The organism is Lysinibacillus sp. ZYM-1 (assembly GCF_001308875.1).
Classification (GTDB): Bacteria; Bacillota; Bacilli; order Bacillales_A; family Planococcaceae; genus Lysinibacillus.
Genome location: NZ_KQ465114.1, coordinates 138644 through 156127, shown reverse-complemented (window position 1 = coordinate 156127; position 17484 = coordinate 138644). Strand labels below are relative to the sequence as shown.

Sequence of the window (17484 nt, the reverse complement as noted above, 5' to 3'; positions counted from 1 at the left end):
TACATTAAACTAAATTTTCTGCAAAATGGCAAGCTACCTTATGTGTTGCCGTGATTTCTCGTAATGCTGGAACCTCCGCTTTACACTTATCTGTAGCGAATGGGCAACGTGTATGGAAGGTACAGCCAGTAGGAGGATTGAGAGGTGACGGTAGGTCTCCCTTTAAAATAATTCGCTCCTTACGATGCTCCTTATCAATCACTGGAATAGAAGAAAATAATGCTTTTGTATAAGGGTGATGCGGCTGTGTGAAAAGGGAATGCTTATCAGCAATTTCTACGACTTTTCCAAGATACATAACCATTATACGGTCTGATATATGGCGAACTACACTTAAATCGTGTGAGATAAATAAAAAGGTTAAATCTAAATCTCTTTGTAGCTGCTTCAGTAAATTTAAAATCTGCGCCTGGATAGAAACGTCTAAGGCGGAAACCGATTCATCACAAATAATAATTTTGGGATTGACGGCAAGTGCTCTCGCGATACCAATACGCTGACGTTGCCCACCAGAAAATTCATGCGGATAACGCTCTAAGTATTCTGGTCGTAACCCCACAAGTGACATTAATTCAATCATGCGTGCTTCTTGCTGCTCCGGAGGAACTATTTTTTGAATGGACATGGCCTCCGTCAACATTTTACGAATTGTTCGTCGTGGGTTGAGAGAAGCATACGGATCTTGGAAAATAATTTGTATGTCTTTGCGCGCAACTCGCAGTTCTTTTTTACTCATAGTCACTAAATTTTTACCAAACAACAACACTTCTCCAGATGTGGGTTCATCTAATCTTAAAATAGAGCGGCCTGTTGTTGACTTTCCGCAGCCAGATTCTCCAACGATACTGAGTGTTTCACCCGGCATAATCTCGAAGGAAACACCATCCACGGCTTTAACAACCTGCTGTGGACCGAAGAGCTTTTCTTTTTTTAAGAAAAAATGTTGTTTTAAATCATTTACTTGTAATAGTGGTTGTGTTTGTAGCCCTGTTGTCATACTGTCATCTCCTCCATAAGTGTTGCTCCCTGCCATTCCTTACTGTACATCCAGCATCTTACCTTTTTCCCTGGCTCAATCGTAAGCAGTTCAGGCTGTTTTTTACGGCATAACTCTGTAGCAAATGGACAGCGCTCTGCATAACGGCAGCCAATCGGATAATTATAAGGACTTGGAACTGTTCCATGAATAGTAGATAATTCTTCTTGATCTTCATACAGTTTTGGTAATGATTGAATTAAACCATTGGTATAAGGGTGTAACGGTTTTTCAAAAAGGCTATCCGTTGTGCCTTCCTCTACAACCTGTCCTGCATACATAACGGCAATTTTATCGCAAATCTCGGCAACAACACCGAGGTCATGGGTAATGAAGATAATGCTCATCCCCAACTGTTTTTGCAGATTTTGAATAATATCAATAATTTGCGCTTGAATAGTAACATCCAGGGCAGTTGTCGGTTCATCAGCAATTAAAACATCTGGTGTACAAGCTAGTGCCATGGCAATCATAATACGTTGACGCATCCCACCACTGAGCTGATACGGTTCTTGTTTTGCTCTTTTTTCAGGGGCGGGAATTCCAACTAGACGGATCATATCCACAGCCTTCTCCCATGCATCTTTGCGTGATAAACCTTGGTGCAAACGGATGGATTCTGCGATTTGCTCCCCAACAGATAGCACAGGGTTTAAGCTTGTCATGGGCTCTTGGAAAATCATCGATATTTTATTACCTCGAATCTTGCGCAATTCTTCATCAGATAATTTCAAGATGTCTGTATTGTTTAAGAGAATTTCACCATTGATAATTTTACCAGGGGGTGAAGGGACTAATCGAAGCAATGACAGGGAAGTCATTGATTTCCCACAACCAGATTCCCCGACAATACCAAGCGTTTCTCCTTTTTGAAGTGTAAAGGAAACACCATCCACAGCTTTAGCGACTCCCTCACTCGAATAAAAATAAGTTTGTAAATTTTTTACTTCTAACACTGTCTCTTGTTTCATCTGTTTTTCCCCTCCCTAGTTTAAATCCATTCGCTTATTAAAGATTCGATACAAAATATCTACGAAAAGATTTATGAAAACGAATATTAATGAAGCGACCAGCACGCCACCCTGAACGATTGGTATATCTCGTGTACGAATAGCATCTACAATCATTCGACCTAAGCCATTAACTGCGAAAACAGACTCTACTAATACTGTGCCACCAAGTAAACTACCAAACTGTAAGCCTACTACTGTAATAACTGGGATCAAGGCATTACGTAATGCGTGTTTTAAAATGATAATGTATCCTTTTAAGCCTTTTGCTTTAGCTGTTCGAATATAATCTTGGTTCACGACCTCTAACATACTTGAACGAGTCATACGTGCAACGATGGCAGCGCCACCTGCGCCGAGTGTAACAGCAGGAAGAATGATATGTTTGGCACTATCCCAGCCTGCTACAGGTAGCCAGTGTAACTGTACGGAGAATAGATACATCAATAAAATACCTAACCAGAAACTTGGTAGGGAGATTCCTAATAAGGCGACAATCATTAATCCAACATCCATGAAGGAGTAAGGGCGGATTGCTGAGATGATGCCGGCTACAAGCCCGAGCACAATTGTGATTAAAATACTATAAAAGGCTAGCTCAATGGTAATTGGTAAACGTGCTGTAATTTCTTCAAATACAGGCTGGTTATTTTTTAAAGAATGACCCATGTCACCTTGTAAAAGATTTTTAATGTAATCTGTGTATTGAACTGCTAAAGGTTTATTTAGCCCTAAATTTTCACGTAATTCTGCAACCGTTTCTTGTGAAGCCCCTTCACCAGCTAAAATGATCGCTGGATCACCCGGAATCATTTGCATAATTAGAAAAACAACAAGCGTTACACCGAGCGTCACAGGGATAATTTGAGCAAGTCGTTTTAAGATAAATAATGTCATGTATCTTCTCTCCTTTAATTTTTCATTCTTGGATCTAAAGCATCGCGTAAACCATCTCCAAAGAGGTTAAATCCTAGTACAAGGATGGAAATCATAATACCGGGGAATAGTGCCATATAAGGAGCGGTGAAAAGAAAATCACGGCCATTTGATAGCATGGCACCCCATTCAGGAGATGGCGGTTGTGCACCTAATCCTAAGAATGATAGACCCGCTGCAGATAGAATTGCCGTTGCTAAACGCATAGATGCTTGGACAATAATTGGTGATAAGATGTTCGGGAAGATATGCTTGATTAATATGGTCATATCATTCGCTCCGAGCGTTTTAACAGCATCGATATATTCCAACTTTTTCACTTCCATTGTCGATCCACGTACAATACGTGCAAACATTGGAATAGAGAAAAACCCAACTGCAATTGTTACATTAATCAAACTTGGTCCTAACGCACTGACAATCGCTAAAGCTAGTAAGATACCAGGAAAGGCAAGCATGATATCTAAGATACGACTAATTATAGAATCAACCCATTTTCCATAGTAGCCAGAGATGAGCCCTAAGATGGTTCCAATTGTTCCACCAAACAACACAGCCGAAATACCAACACCAAGAGATAATCGCGAGCCATATAATATTCGGCTTAAAATATCTCGTCCTTTGTCATCAGTGCCCATTAAATGATCTAAACTTGGTCCTTGTAATTTTTGATCTAGCTGAACATCGAATGGATCGTAAGGGGCTATAATCGGCCCGATTAGAAACATCAATATATATAGAAGAATGATGATGCCCCCAGCGACAGCTGCCTTATTTTTTTTGATTTTGTTTAGGAAAGAGACAAGATTCTTTTTTCGAGAGGCCTTGCGTGCATTCACTAAAACAGAATGATCGATAGTAGTAGTTACTTTATCCATAACGAATACTCCTTTTCTATTTGATTTGATTTCAATTTAGTGAAAAGCGTAAAGAATGTAAATATTTTAGAGGGTATTAGTCAGAAAATTTAAAAAACACGTAAAGATTTTAAAAAACAAGTGAATTTTATTTCTTTATAATTCGAAATGTAAGGATCAAATCACACAAGGAGGAAATGTTTATGAAGAAAATGAAGTTGTTTCTTTTCATGGCACTAATTACTGTACTTGTTTTACAGGCATGCTCAACTGCTAGTAATAAAAGTTCAGAAGGTTCCAAAGAGGGGTCTAAAAGTGTAGGAGGAGAATTGGTTGTTTTAAGAGCATCAGATGCAACTAGCCTTGATCCTCACTTTATTACAGATATTCCTTCAGCGAATATTATTCATGGCAAGGTATATGAAACACTTGTTGCTTTTGATAGAGATCGCAAAATTGCTCCATTACTTGCAAAAGAGTGGGAGCAGAAAGATGATGTCACTTGGACATTTACATTGAATGAAGGCATTAAATTCCATGATGGAGCAGATTTTAATGCTGAGGCTGTAAAAGCTACATTCGATCGCATTTTAGATCCTGCAACTGGTTCACCACAACGTGATAAATTATCAATGATTAGTGAAGTAGTAGTAGATGATACGTATGTTGTCACATTGAAATTAAAAGAACCATATGCACCGCTTTTATCTATTTTAGCAAGTCAAGAAGGAAGTATGATCAGCCCTAAAGCTATTACAGAAGCGGCTGATGAATTAGCAACACATCCAGTAGGGACAGGTCCATTTGTATTTGAATCTTGGAAATCTGGTCAAGAAATTACATTAAACTCAAACAAAGACTACTGGGGTACTGTACCGAAAGTAGATAAAGTAACATTTAAAGTTGTACCAGAGGATTCTACTCGTTTAGCAATGATTGAGAGTGGTGAAGCGCATATCGCTGAACAGGTACCAGTAACAGAGATTGACCGCATTGAAAATTCTTCAACGATGAATTTATTCCGTGCAGAAGGACTTGCAGTAGAATTTATCGGCTTCAATGTGAAAGACGCTCTATTATCTGATGTCAAAGTACGTCAAGCAATTAGCTATGCAGTTGACCGTGAAGCAATTATTAGTGGTATTTATGATAATGTAGGTACACTTGCAAATTCTGCAATGAGCCCAAAAATTATCGGTTACTCTAGTGAAACGAAGCCTTATGATTATGATGTAGTGAAGGCAAAAGAACTATTAAAAGAAGCTGGTGTCAAAGAAGGAACAAAAATTAAGTTACTAACTAGTGACCGTAAAGAACGTATTAATATGGCCGAGGTTATTCAATCTCAATTAAAGGGCATTGGCTTAGATGTTGAAATTCAAGTAATGGAATATGGCGCATTTATTTCAGAAATTACGAAAGAACAACATCAAATCTTTATTAGCGGCTGGGGTAATGCTACTGGGGATGCTGATTATAACCAATACAATCTATTCCATACGGCATCTATGGGACCTCCTGGTAACCATTTCTACTACTCAAATCCAGAAGTAGACAAACTAATTGAGCAAGGACGTTCTGAATCAAATCAAGACGCACGTAATGAAATCTACAAAAAAGCAATGCAAATGGAGTTAGATGAAGCTGTGTACATTCCAGTTCGTAACTATGAGCATTTAGCAGTCTATAGCAATGCTGTAAAAGGTTTCTGGTTAGACGCATCTAACTACACGATGATCAGTGGCGTTGAAATTGTAGAATAATCGAACTTGGTGTGACCTAAAAATACCAATTAGGAGGAAACTATGAGTAAACTATTGCTGAAAAATGTGAGATTAGAAGAAGCATATGAGCACGAAAATGAACACATTGTTGCAACTCGTACAGGTATTTATGATGTCCTAATCGAAAATGGGCATGTTCAACAAGTGGATAAGAATATAGTGGTTGACGGCGAGGTAGAAGTAGTGGATGCTCAAAAGCAACTACTGGTGCCTTCTTTCAGAGAAATGCATATTCATATTGATAAAACGTATTTTGGTGGAGAATGGCAAGCGCCAAGGCCTATTACAAAAGGGATATTAACGCGTATTGAAGAAGAAAGAACGCTATTACCAAGTCAATTACCGACAGCGGCTTATCGAGCTGAGGAAATGGTTAAATGGTTAATTTCACAAGGACATACACATATACGTTCACATTGTAACGTTGACCCACAAATTGGTACTAAGCATATCGAAATTACGAAGCAAGTTTTAGAAAAATATCAAGATCAAATCACTTATGATATTGTGGCTTTCCCACAACATGGTTTACTGCGCTCTAATGTGGAAGGACTTATTCGTGAGGCGATGGCAATGGGAGCAACGCTCGTTGGAGGCGTTGACCCATCCATTGTAGATCGAAATATTGAGAAATCATTGCAAACAACGATGGCTATTGCTCAAGACTATAATACAGGAATAGATATTCATATTCATACAGCTAATACTTTAGGTGAATTTGAATTTTATAAACTGATCGAATTAACAAAACAGGCGAAAAAAGAAGGACAAGTGACGATTAGTCATGCGATGGCACTTGCTGATTTAGAACAGTCGCGATTAGAGAATTTAGTTCAGGCGATGGCTGCTGTTCAAATGGATGTTACAACAACAGTACCAACAGATATTAATCGTTCGACGATACCAATTCCTTATCTTTATAACAATGGTGTAAAAGTTTCTGTGGGACATGATAGTTTAACGGATCATTGGTCTCCTTATGGTACAGGAAGTACCATTATGAAATTAAATGTGATGGCGGAGAGATTCCGCTTTATTGATGAATATTCATTAAGTCGTGCTTGGAAATATGCTTCTGGTGGCATTACACCATTGAATGATGCAGGAGAACGTGTTTGGCCTCAGGTTGGTGATAAAGCCAATATGCTTTTAGTAGATGGTGTTAGTACTGCTCATGTTGTAGCAAGAAGATGCCCAATTTCTACCGTTATTTCACAAGGTAAGATTATTCACCAACAAGATGTAGGAGAGTTGAAAGGAGAATTCAGATGAAGCACTGGCTTACAAATGTTCTACTTGAAACAGGAGAATATCTAAAAGAAAATGATACAGTCGGTACAAAAGGGGAGCTTTTTCACCTTGAAATCACGGATGGCTTTATTTCGCAGATTGTACCAGCAACACAGCCAATCGATACTCCAAATGAAGTAACAGATATGAAGGGTAAGTTGCTATTACCTGCTTTTAAGGAAATGCATAATCATTTAGATAAGACATACTTATCTTTACCATGGAAAGCATGTGTGCCTGTCAAGAATTTAAAGGAACGACTAGATCGTGAAGCACAAGAATTATCTGTTCTTGCAACTACTGGTAAACAACGAGCAGCAGCTATGATCGAGAAAATCCTTAATCATGGCGCTAATCATATCCGTACACATGTCAATATCGATCCGTACATTGGCTTAAAAAATTTAGAGGGTGTACTAGAGGCATTGGAGGATTATAAAGATGTTGTGACAGCAGAAGTAATTGCTTTTCCACAGCATGGCTTACTAAGAGACGATGTGCCTAAATTATTGCGTGAGGCATTGCGTAATGGGGCAACGATGATTGGTGGCCTAGATCCGGCTGGCATTGATAATTCGATTGAGCCTTCTCTCTATGAAGTAATGAATATAGCGCAAGAATTTAATGTAGATGTTGATATTCACCTACATGATGGTGGACATGTTGGTTATTATACAATCGATAAATGGATAGATATTGTAGAGGATGCAAAATATCAAGGGAGAACGGCTATTAGTCATGCCTTTTCACTTGGAGATGTGTCAGTTTTAGAACAGCATAAAATAGCAGATCGTCTAGCGCAACAGCAAGTAAAAATTATGTCAACGGTGCCATTCGATTTGAGACGATTAATCCCACCAATTGATTTACTAACAGAGCACGGAGTAGATGTCCACTTTGGTTGCGATGGCTTTTATGATTCTTGGAGTCCATATGGCTCGGGAGATATTTTAGAAAAAGCAACTACTTTTGCAGACAATACGCGTAAGCTAGATGAACGTTCTATTCGCCAAACATTAAAATACATTACAAATGGTGTAACGCCATTGGATGCAGATGGTCAAAAGGTTTGGCCAAATGTGAAAGACGAAGCAAGTTTTGTTTTCTTTGACGCAGTTTCTAGCGCTGAGGTCATTGCACGTAAACCATCTAAACGGGTGGTTATGTCAAAAGGTAAGTTTATCAACTAATAATAAATCTAAATCCCCCTTATTTAGATAACATAGCAAACTAGAGATTTTCTAGTTTGCTATACTTATGTTTTAATAGATAGGAAGAAAAAAAGAAAGGGAAGTAGATTTTTAAAAGAGTTGATCACTAACTTATGTAGAAGTCTCTTTATTTGCAGGTGCTAAAATAAATATGAAGCAACTAACAATCTATATGATTTTATTTAGCTGTGTATTTTTTTGGGCCAGTAACTTCATTATTGGCGCAATTTTAATTGACTATTGGGCACCCATAACGGTTGCCATTTTTAGATTAATTGTCATTGTCCTATTTTTAGGATGCATTAGTTGGAAGGCTATTATTCGTACAACGTTTACACGCAATGACCTACTGCTGCTGATCATTGCAGGCATACTGGGTGTTTCCATCAATCACTATAGCTTTTATGCAAGTCTTCAGCATACCTCTCCAATCACCGCGGCTTTAATTTTAGCCTGTGCACCGATTGTCACGTCACTACTTAATAAAATGATTTATCATGAATCTCGAAACGGTATATTTTGGGTTGGGGCTATCATTTCCTTTGTAGGTGTTGCTCTTATTATAACAAAGGGATCCCTCATATCGATTGCAATTGGTAAAGGTGAGATTTTAAGCTTGATTACGATGCTAAGTTTTGCCTTATTCCTAATTATTGTGAATCATCTCAGCCTTAAATTGTCCGCGCAATCGATTACTTTTTATACAAATTTAATTGGTTTACTGGTTCTTGTACCATTTTCCTTTACTATTTTGCCACAAACGAATTGGCATGTTGCCATCCCATATTGGTTACTTCTTGTTCTTTCAGCCATTGTGATTCATGGGCTAAGTAATTTGATTTGGAACCAAAAAATGAAGGAAATTGGCTCAACCAACGCATCACTGCTATTAAATTTTGAGCCAGCTATAGCCATGTTGTTAAGTGCCATTTTTTTAAAACAATTTCCAACAAGTGTCCAAATATACGGCTCCTTATTGATTCTCGTCGGTATTTTGCTGTGCATTTATTATAAAGAAATAAGAATTTTACTTTTTATGAAACGGAAAATAAATTAAAAGGAGCAGTTTATAAGTATGTTAGAAATCATTTCTAGCATACTTTTTATTTTTGTGCAAAAGTAATTTGAATAAAATGGTATCGATGTAATTGAGTATTGATGTCCTGTGAAATTGATTTATTCTAATTAATAGAGTTTTATTAAATAAATGTTTTCAATTTTCATCAATAAAAATTTATATTTGAATAATAAAAATGTGGAGCAATTGAAAGGGTTTTATCAAATATACATTCTATTCATTGTTAATTTCTTTTTAAATTATAAATAAAAGGTAAATTATACTTTCGCTATTCATTTTCCTCTTATTTTAAATGATAAAAATTCTGTCTATTTTATTTATAAATTTCTCTTTTAATCTGAAAATCCCTACATAATTACGGTTTGGTTTCTAGCGTTTATTGAGTGGTGTTCAAAATGAAATGAACAATAAAAACTGCAGTATACATCAAGTGAATGTGAAGATATGCACAAATTTAATTATTTTAATATAATTATATCGAGATGAGATAATAGAGTAGAAAAGTAATAATTGCTAAAAAATGTTGAGGATTTCGTAAGATAAACGTAGTTCTACTTAGAGCCTGTAAGGTTTTAATGAGGAAAATCTTATAAAGAAATGAGAAATACTTTTTGGAGAAATAATATTTTTTCAAAAAACATCTTGCATTTGAATAATTCTAAGTGGTAAATTGTTTTACATGGACGTTCATAGAATTTTCACAGGTAGCAAAAGAGGGGAGAAATGAGAATTTATGAATAAAAATAGATGGTTAATTGCATTATCTGCAATCGCGATTCACCTTTCCATCGGTGGAGCATATGCATACAGTGTATACAAGCTACCAATTGTCACAGAAATGGGATGGAGTGAAACAAAGGTAACGATTGCCTTTACTATTATGATGGGGCTTGCTGGTTTTTCAGCCGCATTATTTGGTAGCTTAGTAGAAAAAATGGGACCACGTAAATCGGCGATGGTAGCAGCTGTCTTATTTGGAGCAGGACAAGCTGGTGCTGGTGTAGCGATTTCAATGGATTCTGTTGTGTTGTATTGGTTAACATATGGTGTTCTTAGTGGATTAGGTATGGGGATTGGTTATATTGCACCGGTATCAACACTCGTAAAATGGTTCCCAGATCGTCGTGGCCTAGCAACAGGTATGGCCGTACTTGGATTCGGATCTGGCGCCCTTATTACAGCACCAGTCGCAGCCAACTTAATGGAGGCAGTTGGCATTTCTACAACATACTTTATTTTAGGGGCAAGTTATTTCACGTTAATGATTTTAGGGGCTTCATATATAGCGCCGCCTAAGCCTGGTTATATGCCGGCTAATATGAAGGCAGCTGCCAATAATGGCAAAGAAGTTGTAAAAAAAGATTTAGCTGTTATGTCAGCACGTGAAGCTGTCAAAACAAAGCATTTCTGGATGCTTTGGTCTATGCATTTAGTAAATGTAACAGCAGGGATTATGATGATATCTGTTGCCTCACCAATGGCGCAGGAAATTGTTGGTCTATCAGTTGCAGGAGCTGCAGCAATGGTAGGAATTATGGGGTTATTTAATGGTGGTGGCCGTTTAATTTGGGCCGCTGTGTCTGATTACATTGGACGTTCAAACGTTTTCGTTATTTTCTTTACAGCACAGTTAATAACATTTATCGTTTTACCACATACAACTAACGTGATTATTTTCCAAGCACTTATTTTCTTAGTTGTTAGTTGCTACGGTGGTGGATTCTCAAATTTACCTGCGTTTGCAAGTGATCTATTTGGTACAAAGCAACTAGGTGTTATTCATGGTTATTTATTAACAACTTGGTCATTGGGTGGAGTTTTCGGACCGTTGTTAGTAAGCGCAATCAAAAATGCTTATGGAAGCTATATTCCTGTATTCTACGTATTTGCAGGGTTAATTGCGGCATCGTTAATCATTTCACTAACACTACGTGCAGATGTACGTAAACAAATGGCTTTAAAAGCGGCACAAAATGTTGGAGACGTCTCCGCTACTCAATAAATTTTTCAGCGACTATATAAGTGTCATTTCGCACATGGCACTTATGTAGTTATTTTTTTTAGTAATTGTTATATAACAATTACAGGATCTTTGTTTAATGTATAACAGCAGCTATCTGATGTCAATAACATTACTGGAAATAAAAAGAATTCGTTATTAAAAGAGAGAATTTATAACGAAAGACGTGATAAGGGATAAACAGCTAAAATTTGAATCTTTTCACAACGGTAATCGTATATAAAGTAATGAGGGAGGGATATACCATGGGGAAATTTTCTTTAGATGAATTTGTTCATAAGACGCAGCAGGATGACCAAGAAAATGATTATTTTGAATTGGAGACTGAGCGCGTATTAGAGGTTAATTTAAACGGTGAAGTATGGTCAAAAATGGGCGCAATGATTTCCTATACAGGAGACATTAAATTTGAACGTGAGCGTGTGCTGGAGCATGGACTTGGCAAGATGTTTAAAAAGGCTTTAACAGGAGAAGGTACCCAATTGATGAAAGCTAGTGGAAAGGGCAGACTTTATTTAGCAGATCAAGGTAAGAAAGTAACCGTCTTTGATTTAAAAAACGACAGTATATGTGTAAACGGTAATGATTTACTTGCCTTTGAGCCTAGCATCAACTGGGATATCCGTTTAATGCGCAAAATGGCAGGTATCATGTCAGGTGGTTTATTCAACGTAACGTTACAAGGAACAGGGAAAGTAGCGATTACAACTCATTTTGAACCATTGACTTTATTAGTGAAGCCGGGTGAAACAGTCTATACTGATCCACACGCTACGGTGGCATGGTCAGGTAATTTAACACCTGAGTTTAAAACAGATATCAGCTTCCGTACATTTATTGGTCGTGGCAGTGGTGAATCAATCCAGATGGCGTTTTCAGGTGAGGGCTTTGTCATTATCCAGCCATTTGAAGAAGTTTATATGTCTAGTGAAAGCTAAAAAAGCGTGTCCGTTTTGTTCGGACACGCTTTTTCTTCTATTATTACAATGCCGCATGCATTCCTGCGATTCTCCCGGTTACAAGGGCAGAGGTGATATTATAACCGCCTGTATAGCCATGAATATCAAGAATTTCCCCACAGAAGAACAAGCCTTCTTTTCTCTTCGAAGCCATTGTTTTTGGCTCAATTTCTTTTACGGAGACACCACCGCCCGTAACAAATGCTTTGTCAAGTGACTGCGTGCTACTTACCGACAATGTGAAATTGACTAGTAAATGTGCTAGTTGACGAATTTTATCTTGGGATAATTCAGCGCCTGTCAACTGTACATCGATATTCGCTCGTTCACATAAAAATAATAGCCAACGTTCGGGTGCAATACCTTTCCAAACATTTTTTACAGCCTTTTTCGGATCCTCTTTGATCAGTCTATTTAAATATTGCAGACATGTTTCTTCATTATAATCAACTAGTGTTTGAATACGCATTGTCACTGGCTCATAGCCTGTTTTCATTAATTCTTTCACAACGAACTGACTACAGCGTAAAATCGCAGGACCACTTAGGCCAAAGTGCGTAAAGAGCATATCCATTTGATGTGTAACGAGTACCTTGCCTTTTTTGTTTAGCACAGAGACAGCAACATCACGTAATGCCAGCCCCTGTAGCTCGCGTGCTTGAATAAAGTCCTCTTTTGAAATGATAGGGACTTCTGTTGGAAATAATGTTGTGATTGTATGGCCAGCCCGTTCTGCCCATGGGTAGCCATCACCTGTCGATCCTGTTTGGGGGACAGCTTTGCCACCAACGGCTACGATGACTGCTTGGCTACGAATTTCAGTGCCATCTGTAAGACGTACACCAAGAATTTTTTCCTCATCCATAACAAGCTTGTTAACAGCTGTGTGTAAACGTACTTCAACGTGTAGACGTTGAAGCTGTCGGATCAGCGCATCGACAACATCTTGTGCACGGTTCGATACCGGGAACATTCTACCATGATCTTCTTCTTTTAGAGCGACACCAAGCCCTTCAAAAAATGTGATAATATCTTCATTATTATAAACGGTAAAAGGACTATAGAGAAAACGACCATTACCAGGTATGTGCTTCACTATTTCTTCAACAGGCAAACGATTGGTAACATTGCAGCGTCCACCACCAGAAATGGCTAATTTTTTGCCAAGCTTTGCTCCTTTTTCTAACAATAAAACTTTCTTATTACGCTCTCCAGCAGCAATCGCCGCCATTAAACCAGATGGGCCACCACCGATCACGATTACATCATACATAGTTAGAAACTCACTTTCTTTTCAAATTAGGAATCTTTCCTATTATACATGAAGTCTATATAGAGAAGGGCTTCTTTAACATTGAAAATAATAGCAAAGTGTTTTATAATTTTTTATCTCTTCCTTCATGTAGAAGAGCATTTTATAGTAGAATGAAACACAATTAATTTTGTTATACAATTATATCGATGAAAGTTTCCTTTATTAGCATTGTCAGCATGAAATGAATGTCTTTTCATGCTATTATGGTAAAGGTTATGCACTAAATTATGAGGTGAAAAATAGAATGTGCGGATTTATAGGTTATATTAATGGAACAAATGTGATTGATCATCATCAAACAATTGAAAATATGATGAATACAATTATTCACCGCGGACCAGATAGTGGTGGTATTCATAGTGACGATAAAGTAACGTTAGGATTCAGACGATTAAGTATTATTGACTTATCAGATGTAGCGAATCAACCATTATACAGTGAAGATGGTAATATTGTACTTGTATTTAATGGAGAAATATTTAACTTCCAAGAGCTGCGTGCAGATCTTATTGAAAAAGGACATTCCTTTAAAACACAGTCAGATAGTGAAGTTATTATTTATGGCTATGTAGAGTACGGTGTAGACTTTGTGAAAAAGTTACGCGGGATGTTTGCCTTCTGTATTTGGGATAAAAAGAATGATTTACAGTTCATCGCTCGTGACGGCTTTGGCATTAAACCATTGTATTACTCTGAACATACAACAGATGGTACATTTATTTTTGGTTCTGAAATTAAATCATTTTTACCACACCCTTCTTTTATTAAAGAATTAAATAAAAAGGCTCTACGCCCTTATTTAACATTCCAATATTCTTCAATGGATGAAACATTCTTTAAAGGGGTCTTTAAATTACCACCAGCACACTATATGCTGATTCAAAATGGCAAAAAGCAAATTGTGCAATATTGGGATAAAAAATTCCATGCCAAAGAAGCGCCAATTGAAAAATACATTGAAGAAATTCGTTCAACTGTTAAAGAATCTGTTGAAGCACATCAAATCAGTGATGTGAAAGTTGGTTCATTCTTATCAGGTGGTATTGACTCAAGTTATATTACGTCCTTATTACGTCCTGATAAATCCTTCTCAGTAGGGTTTGCTGACTATGAAGATATGTTTAATGAAACGAACCTAGCAAAAGATTTATCAGATACGTTAGATATTCAAAATGAGCGTAAATATATTACAGCAGATGAGTGCTTTGAAGCTCTTCCGAAAATTCAATGGCATATGGACGAGCCGCAATCGAATCCTTCTTCAGTACCGCTTTACTTCCTTTCAGAACTTGCTTCTAAAGATGTAACGGTTGTACTTTCAGGTGAAGGTGCGGATGAAATTTTTGGTGGTTACTCTTGGTATCAAAACTCAGGAAGAATGCAAAAATACGAAAAACTTCCATGGGGTGTTCGTAAAACGTTACGAGGAATTGCAGAAGCTCTACCTAAAAGCCAATATACGAACTTCCTAATTAAAGGTGGTCAAACGGTAGAAGAACGTTTTATCGGCGAAGCAGTAGTTTGGGATGAAGTAGATGCCATTAATGTTTTAAAACCGGATTATAAAAATGCGCCATCTGTAAAATCTATTACAAAACGCATTTACGACGAAGTACCAGGCGAAGATGATGTGACTAAAATGCAGTACTTAGATTTAAATCTTTGGATGCCAGGCGATATTTTATTAAAAGCCGACAAGATGAGTATGGCGCATTCGATTGAATTACGTGTACCTTTCTTAGATAAAGAAGTAATGGAATTAGCTAAAAATATTCCATCTCAATATCGCGTCAATGATATTGATACAAAATATGTTCTACGTCAAGCGGCACACCAAGAATTGCCAGAAGAATGGGCAAAACGTCCAAAACTTGGTTTCCCAGTGCCAATTCGTCACTGGTTACGTGAAGAAAAGTACTATAATATGGTAAAAGAAATGTTTACAACTGACTTTGCCAATGAATTCTTTGATACTAAGCAATTGGTTGGTTATCTAGATGAACACTATGAAGGTAAAGCAAACCGTGGCCGTTACATTTGGACAGCCTATGTATTCCTGGTGTGGTATAAAAAGTTCTTTGTGGACATGTAATAAAGAAATGAGCTTTAATCGGTGGGGGTTTTTGTAATCCTCACCGATTATTTTAAGGCCTTTTTTTCAAGTTTACTTTTAAATGAACTTTTTGATGTTTTAATGCGTCTCATTTCCTATAAATATGTTAAGATTACAGTTGGTTTACTTATGGAATTTTTATGTGACAGCGCTTGCATATCGTTACTTCAAAAAAATAAAAAAAGCGTTTTATAAGTATACTTTGGTGTATTACGATAATAATTTTGATTTTACAATGAATGGATGGGTATGATGTCCAATTTAATGAAAGGTACTGCGATATTAACATTGGGGATGTTTTTATCGAAGGTGCTCGGATTAATTTATATTTTTCCGTTTTATGCAATTGTCGGTGAGAAAAATATCGCGCTCTATCAATATGCATACATTCCCTACTCTATTATGCTGGCAATCGCTATTTCAGGTGCGCCAATTGCTGTCTCCAAATTTGTTTCTAAATACAATGCTATAGGAGATTATCAATCAGGTCGCAAGCTGATGAAATCAGGCATACTCATTATGATGATAACGGGTTTTGCAGCATTTATTGCCCTCTTCCTTCTTGCAACGCCTATAGCAGGATTGGTCATTAAGAGTGAAGAACAAGTTTTTACCGTGGATCAGATTGCTTCAGTCATAAGATGGGTTAGTTTTGCCCTAATTGTTGTACCATTTATGAGTCTTTGGCGAGGTTTCTTCCAAGGCTATGACAAAATGGAGCCTACCGCCGTATCACAATTGGTGGAACAAATTGTGCGAATTGTCGTGTTACTTGGTGGTTCCTTCCTTGTGGTTGTTGTGTTCAAAGGAAAACCAGAGACAGCCATCTCTTTTGCAGTATTTGCAGCCTTTATCGGGGCGATTGGTGGCTTAGGTGTTCTTTATTATTACTGGAAAAAATATCAGCCTGAATTTAACTTATTACGCAGCCAAAGTGTGACCTCTACACAGCTGCCGATGTCTAATATTTATAAAGAGGTTATTACCTATTCCATACCAATGGTGTTTGTAGGTGTGGCCAATCCGCTCTTCCAATTAGTCGATATGCTTACCTTTAATGGGGCTATGACATCTATTGGTTTAGCTGAGGTCACAGATACCTATTTATCGATGATTAACTTTATGACGCATAAAGTTGTCATCATTCCTGTCATGCTAGCAACAGGTTTTTCGATGGCACTTGTCCCAACAATTACAAAATATTACACTCAGGGTGAGTATTTATCGCTACGTCATGCGATGGATAAAACCTATCAAATTCTAATCTTTATTACACTGCCTGCGGTGGTTGGTATTTCTCTGTTAGCAAATGAAATTTACTTTATGCTTTATTCTGAAAGTGAAATGGGTGCTATGATTTTAGCTCATTATGCACCTGTTGCGATTTTATTTGCGTTATTCCAAGTCACTGCTGCCTTACTACAAGGAATTGATTTTCAAAAATGGATTGTCTTCAGCTTATTATCAGGAATATTCGTCAAGCTAGCGATAAATATCCCGTTAATCCGATTGCTGGAGGCTGATGGTGCTATTGTAGCAACAGCAATAGGCTATAGTGTATCGATTATTATTAATATTCTTGTGTTACGAAAAACATTAAATTATCGATCAGAAATGGTCGTTCGACGTGTCATGTTAATTGCCTTATTAACAATGGCAATGGCTATCAGTGTGTTGATTGTCCATAAGCTATTGGAATTGCTAATGGGTCCAGTTGATAGTAAATTCTCAGCATTACTATTCTCTATTATTTGTGCTGGTGTTGGTGTAGCTGTATATGGCTTCTTGTCACTACGTTTAGGTTTAGCACAGAAGCTATTAGGGGAACGATTGACTCGCATTATGAGCAAGCTGGGTATGAAATAGGAGTGGTAG

13 protein-coding genes are annotated in these 17484 nt (G+C 37.4%); 8 read left to right on the top strand and 5 right to left on the bottom strand.

Annotated features, from left to right (window positions below; genetic code table 11):
- Nucleotides 1–4: 4 nt before the first annotated feature.
- The 4 genes from AO843_RS09650 to AO843_RS09635 are packed head-to-tail and all read right to left on the bottom strand — an operon-like array spanning nt 5 to nt 3860.
- The gene (locus AO843_RS09650) at nt 5–997 is read right to left on the bottom strand and encodes an ABC transporter ATP-binding protein (RefSeq protein ID WP_054610909.1); all 993 of its coding nucleotides are present in this window, start codon (nt 995–997) and stop codon (nt 5–7) included.
- Nucleotides 994–2007, bottom strand: a complete 1014-nt coding sequence (locus tag AO843_RS09645; RefSeq protein ID WP_054610908.1) for an ABC transporter ATP-binding protein — start codon at nt 2005–2007, stop codon at nt 994–996. The genes AO843_RS09650 and AO843_RS09645 overlap by 4 nt, the downstream gene beginning before the upstream one ends.
- Before the next feature lie 15 nt (nt 2008–2022).
- Complete coding sequence (locus AO843_RS09640) at nt 2023–2943, bottom strand: ABC transporter permease (protein ID WP_054610907.1); 921 nt, start codon at nt 2941–2943, stop codon at nt 2023–2025.
- A gap of 14 nt (nt 2944–2957) precedes the next feature.
- On the bottom strand, nt 2958–3860 hold the full coding sequence (locus AO843_RS09635) for an ABC transporter permease (RefSeq protein WP_054610906.1): 903 nt from the start codon (nt 3858–3860) through the stop codon (nt 2958–2960).
- A 182-nt stretch (nt 3861–4042) separates the two neighbouring features.
- On the opposite strand from AO843_RS09635, the gene AO843_RS09630 reads away from it, so the two are divergent.
- The 6 genes from AO843_RS09630 to AO843_RS09605 all read left to right on the top strand — a co-directional run bounded on the left by AO843_RS09630 (nt 4043) and on the right by AO843_RS09605 (nt 12160).
- Nucleotides 4043–5602, top strand: coding sequence for a glutathione ABC transporter substrate-binding protein (locus tag AO843_RS09630; RefSeq protein ID WP_054610905.1), 1560 nt, complete (start codon nt 4043–4045; stop codon nt 5600–5602).
- 42 nt (nt 5603–5644) lie between these two features.
- Entirely contained in the window at nt 5645–6895 is a 1251-nt protein-coding gene (locus tag AO843_RS09625; protein WP_054610904.1) for an amidohydrolase family protein, read from the top strand.
- Nucleotides 6892–8103, top strand: a complete 1212-nt coding sequence (locus AO843_RS09620; RefSeq protein WP_054610903.1) for an amidohydrolase — start codon at nt 6892–6894, stop codon at nt 8101–8103. Before AO843_RS09625 ends, AO843_RS09620 begins: the two co-directional genes overlap by 4 nt.
- Nucleotides 8104–8275: 172 nt before the next feature.
- On the top strand, nt 8276–9181 hold the full coding sequence (locus tag AO843_RS09615; RefSeq protein WP_054610902.1) for a DMT family transporter: 906 nt from the start codon (nt 8276–8278) through the stop codon (nt 9179–9181).
- A 754-nt stretch (nt 9182–9935) separates the two neighbouring features.
- Nucleotides 9936–11204 (top strand): L-lactate MFS transporter, encoded by a 1269-nt coding sequence (locus tag AO843_RS09610; protein ID WP_054610901.1) that lies wholly within the window; start codon nt 9936–9938, stop codon nt 11202–11204.
- Nucleotides 11205–11467: 263 nt separating this feature from the next.
- Nucleotides 11468–12160 (top strand): AIM24 family protein, encoded by a 693-nt coding sequence (locus AO843_RS09605; RefSeq protein ID WP_054610900.1) that lies wholly within the window; start codon nt 11468–11470, stop codon nt 12158–12160.
- A gap of 43 nt (nt 12161–12203) precedes the next feature.
- On the opposite strand, the gene AO843_RS09600 is transcribed toward AO843_RS09605, so the two are convergent.
- Nucleotides 12204–13454 carry a BaiN/RdsA family NAD(P)/FAD-dependent oxidoreductase gene (locus AO843_RS09600; RefSeq protein ID WP_054610899.1) on the bottom strand — a complete coding sequence of 417 codons (1251 nt, stop codon included), beginning with the start codon at nt 13452–13454 and terminating at the stop codon, nt 12204–12206.
- 286 nt (nt 13455–13740) lie between these two features.
- On the opposite strand from AO843_RS09600, the gene asnB reads away from it, so the two are divergent.
- Together asnB and AO843_RS09590 are read left to right on the top strand one after the other, a co-directional pair.
- Nucleotides 13741–15588, top strand: coding sequence for an asparagine synthase (glutamine-hydrolyzing) (asnB, locus tag AO843_RS09595; RefSeq protein WP_054610898.1), 1848 nt, complete (start codon nt 13741–13743; stop codon nt 15586–15588).
- A 273-nt stretch (nt 15589–15861) separates the two neighbouring features.
- The gene (locus AO843_RS09590; RefSeq protein WP_082389434.1) at nt 15862–17475 is read left to right on the top strand and encodes a putative polysaccharide biosynthesis protein; all 1614 of its coding nucleotides are present in this window, start codon (nt 15862–15864) and stop codon (nt 17473–17475) included.
- The last annotated feature ends 9 nt before the right edge of the window (nt 17476–17484 follow it).

Excerpts from the sequence above, each read along its gene's own strand:
- AO843_RS09650 (WP_054610909.1), bottom strand. The coding sequence starts at position 997 with ATGACAACAGGGCTACAAACACAACCACTATTACAAGTAAATGATTTA.
- AO843_RS09645 (WP_054610908.1), bottom strand. The coding sequence starts at position 2,007 with ATGAAACAAGAGACAGTGTTAGAAGTAAAAAATTTACAAACTTATTTT.
- AO843_RS09640 (WP_054610907.1), bottom strand. The coding sequence starts at position 2,943 with ATGACATTATTTATCTTAAAACGACTTGCTCAAATTATCCCTGTGACG.
- AO843_RS09635 (WP_054610906.1), bottom strand. The coding sequence starts at position 3,860 with ATGGATAAAGTAACTACTACTATCGATCATTCTGTTTTAGTGAATGCA.
- AO843_RS09630 (WP_054610905.1), top strand. The coding sequence starts at position 4,043 with ATGAAGAAAATGAAGTTGTTTCTTTTCATGGCACTAATTACTGTACTT.
- AO843_RS09625 (WP_054610904.1), top strand. The coding sequence starts at position 5,645 with ATGAGTAAACTATTGCTGAAAAATGTGAGATTAGAAGAAGCATATGAG.
- AO843_RS09620 (WP_054610903.1), top strand. The coding sequence starts at position 6,892 with ATGAAGCACTGGCTTACAAATGTTCTACTTGAAACAGGAGAATATCTA.
- AO843_RS09615 (WP_054610902.1), top strand. The coding sequence starts at position 8,276 with ATGAAGCAACTAACAATCTATATGATTTTATTTAGCTGTGTATTTTTT.
- AO843_RS09610 (WP_054610901.1), top strand. The coding sequence starts at position 9,936 with ATGAATAAAAATAGATGGTTAATTGCATTATCTGCAATCGCGATTCAC.
- AO843_RS09605 (WP_054610900.1), top strand. The coding sequence starts at position 11,468 with ATGGGGAAATTTTCTTTAGATGAATTTGTTCATAAGACGCAGCAGGAT.
- AO843_RS09600 (WP_054610899.1), bottom strand. The coding sequence starts at position 13,454 with ATGTATGATGTAATCGTGATCGGTGGTGGCCCATCTGGTTTAATGGCG.
- asnB (WP_054610898.1), top strand. The coding sequence starts at position 13,741 with ATGTGCGGATTTATAGGTTATATTAATGGAACAAATGTGATTGATCAT.
- AO843_RS09590 (WP_082389434.1), top strand. The coding sequence starts at position 15,862 with ATGTCCAATTTAATGAAAGGTACTGCGATATTAACATTGGGGATGTTT.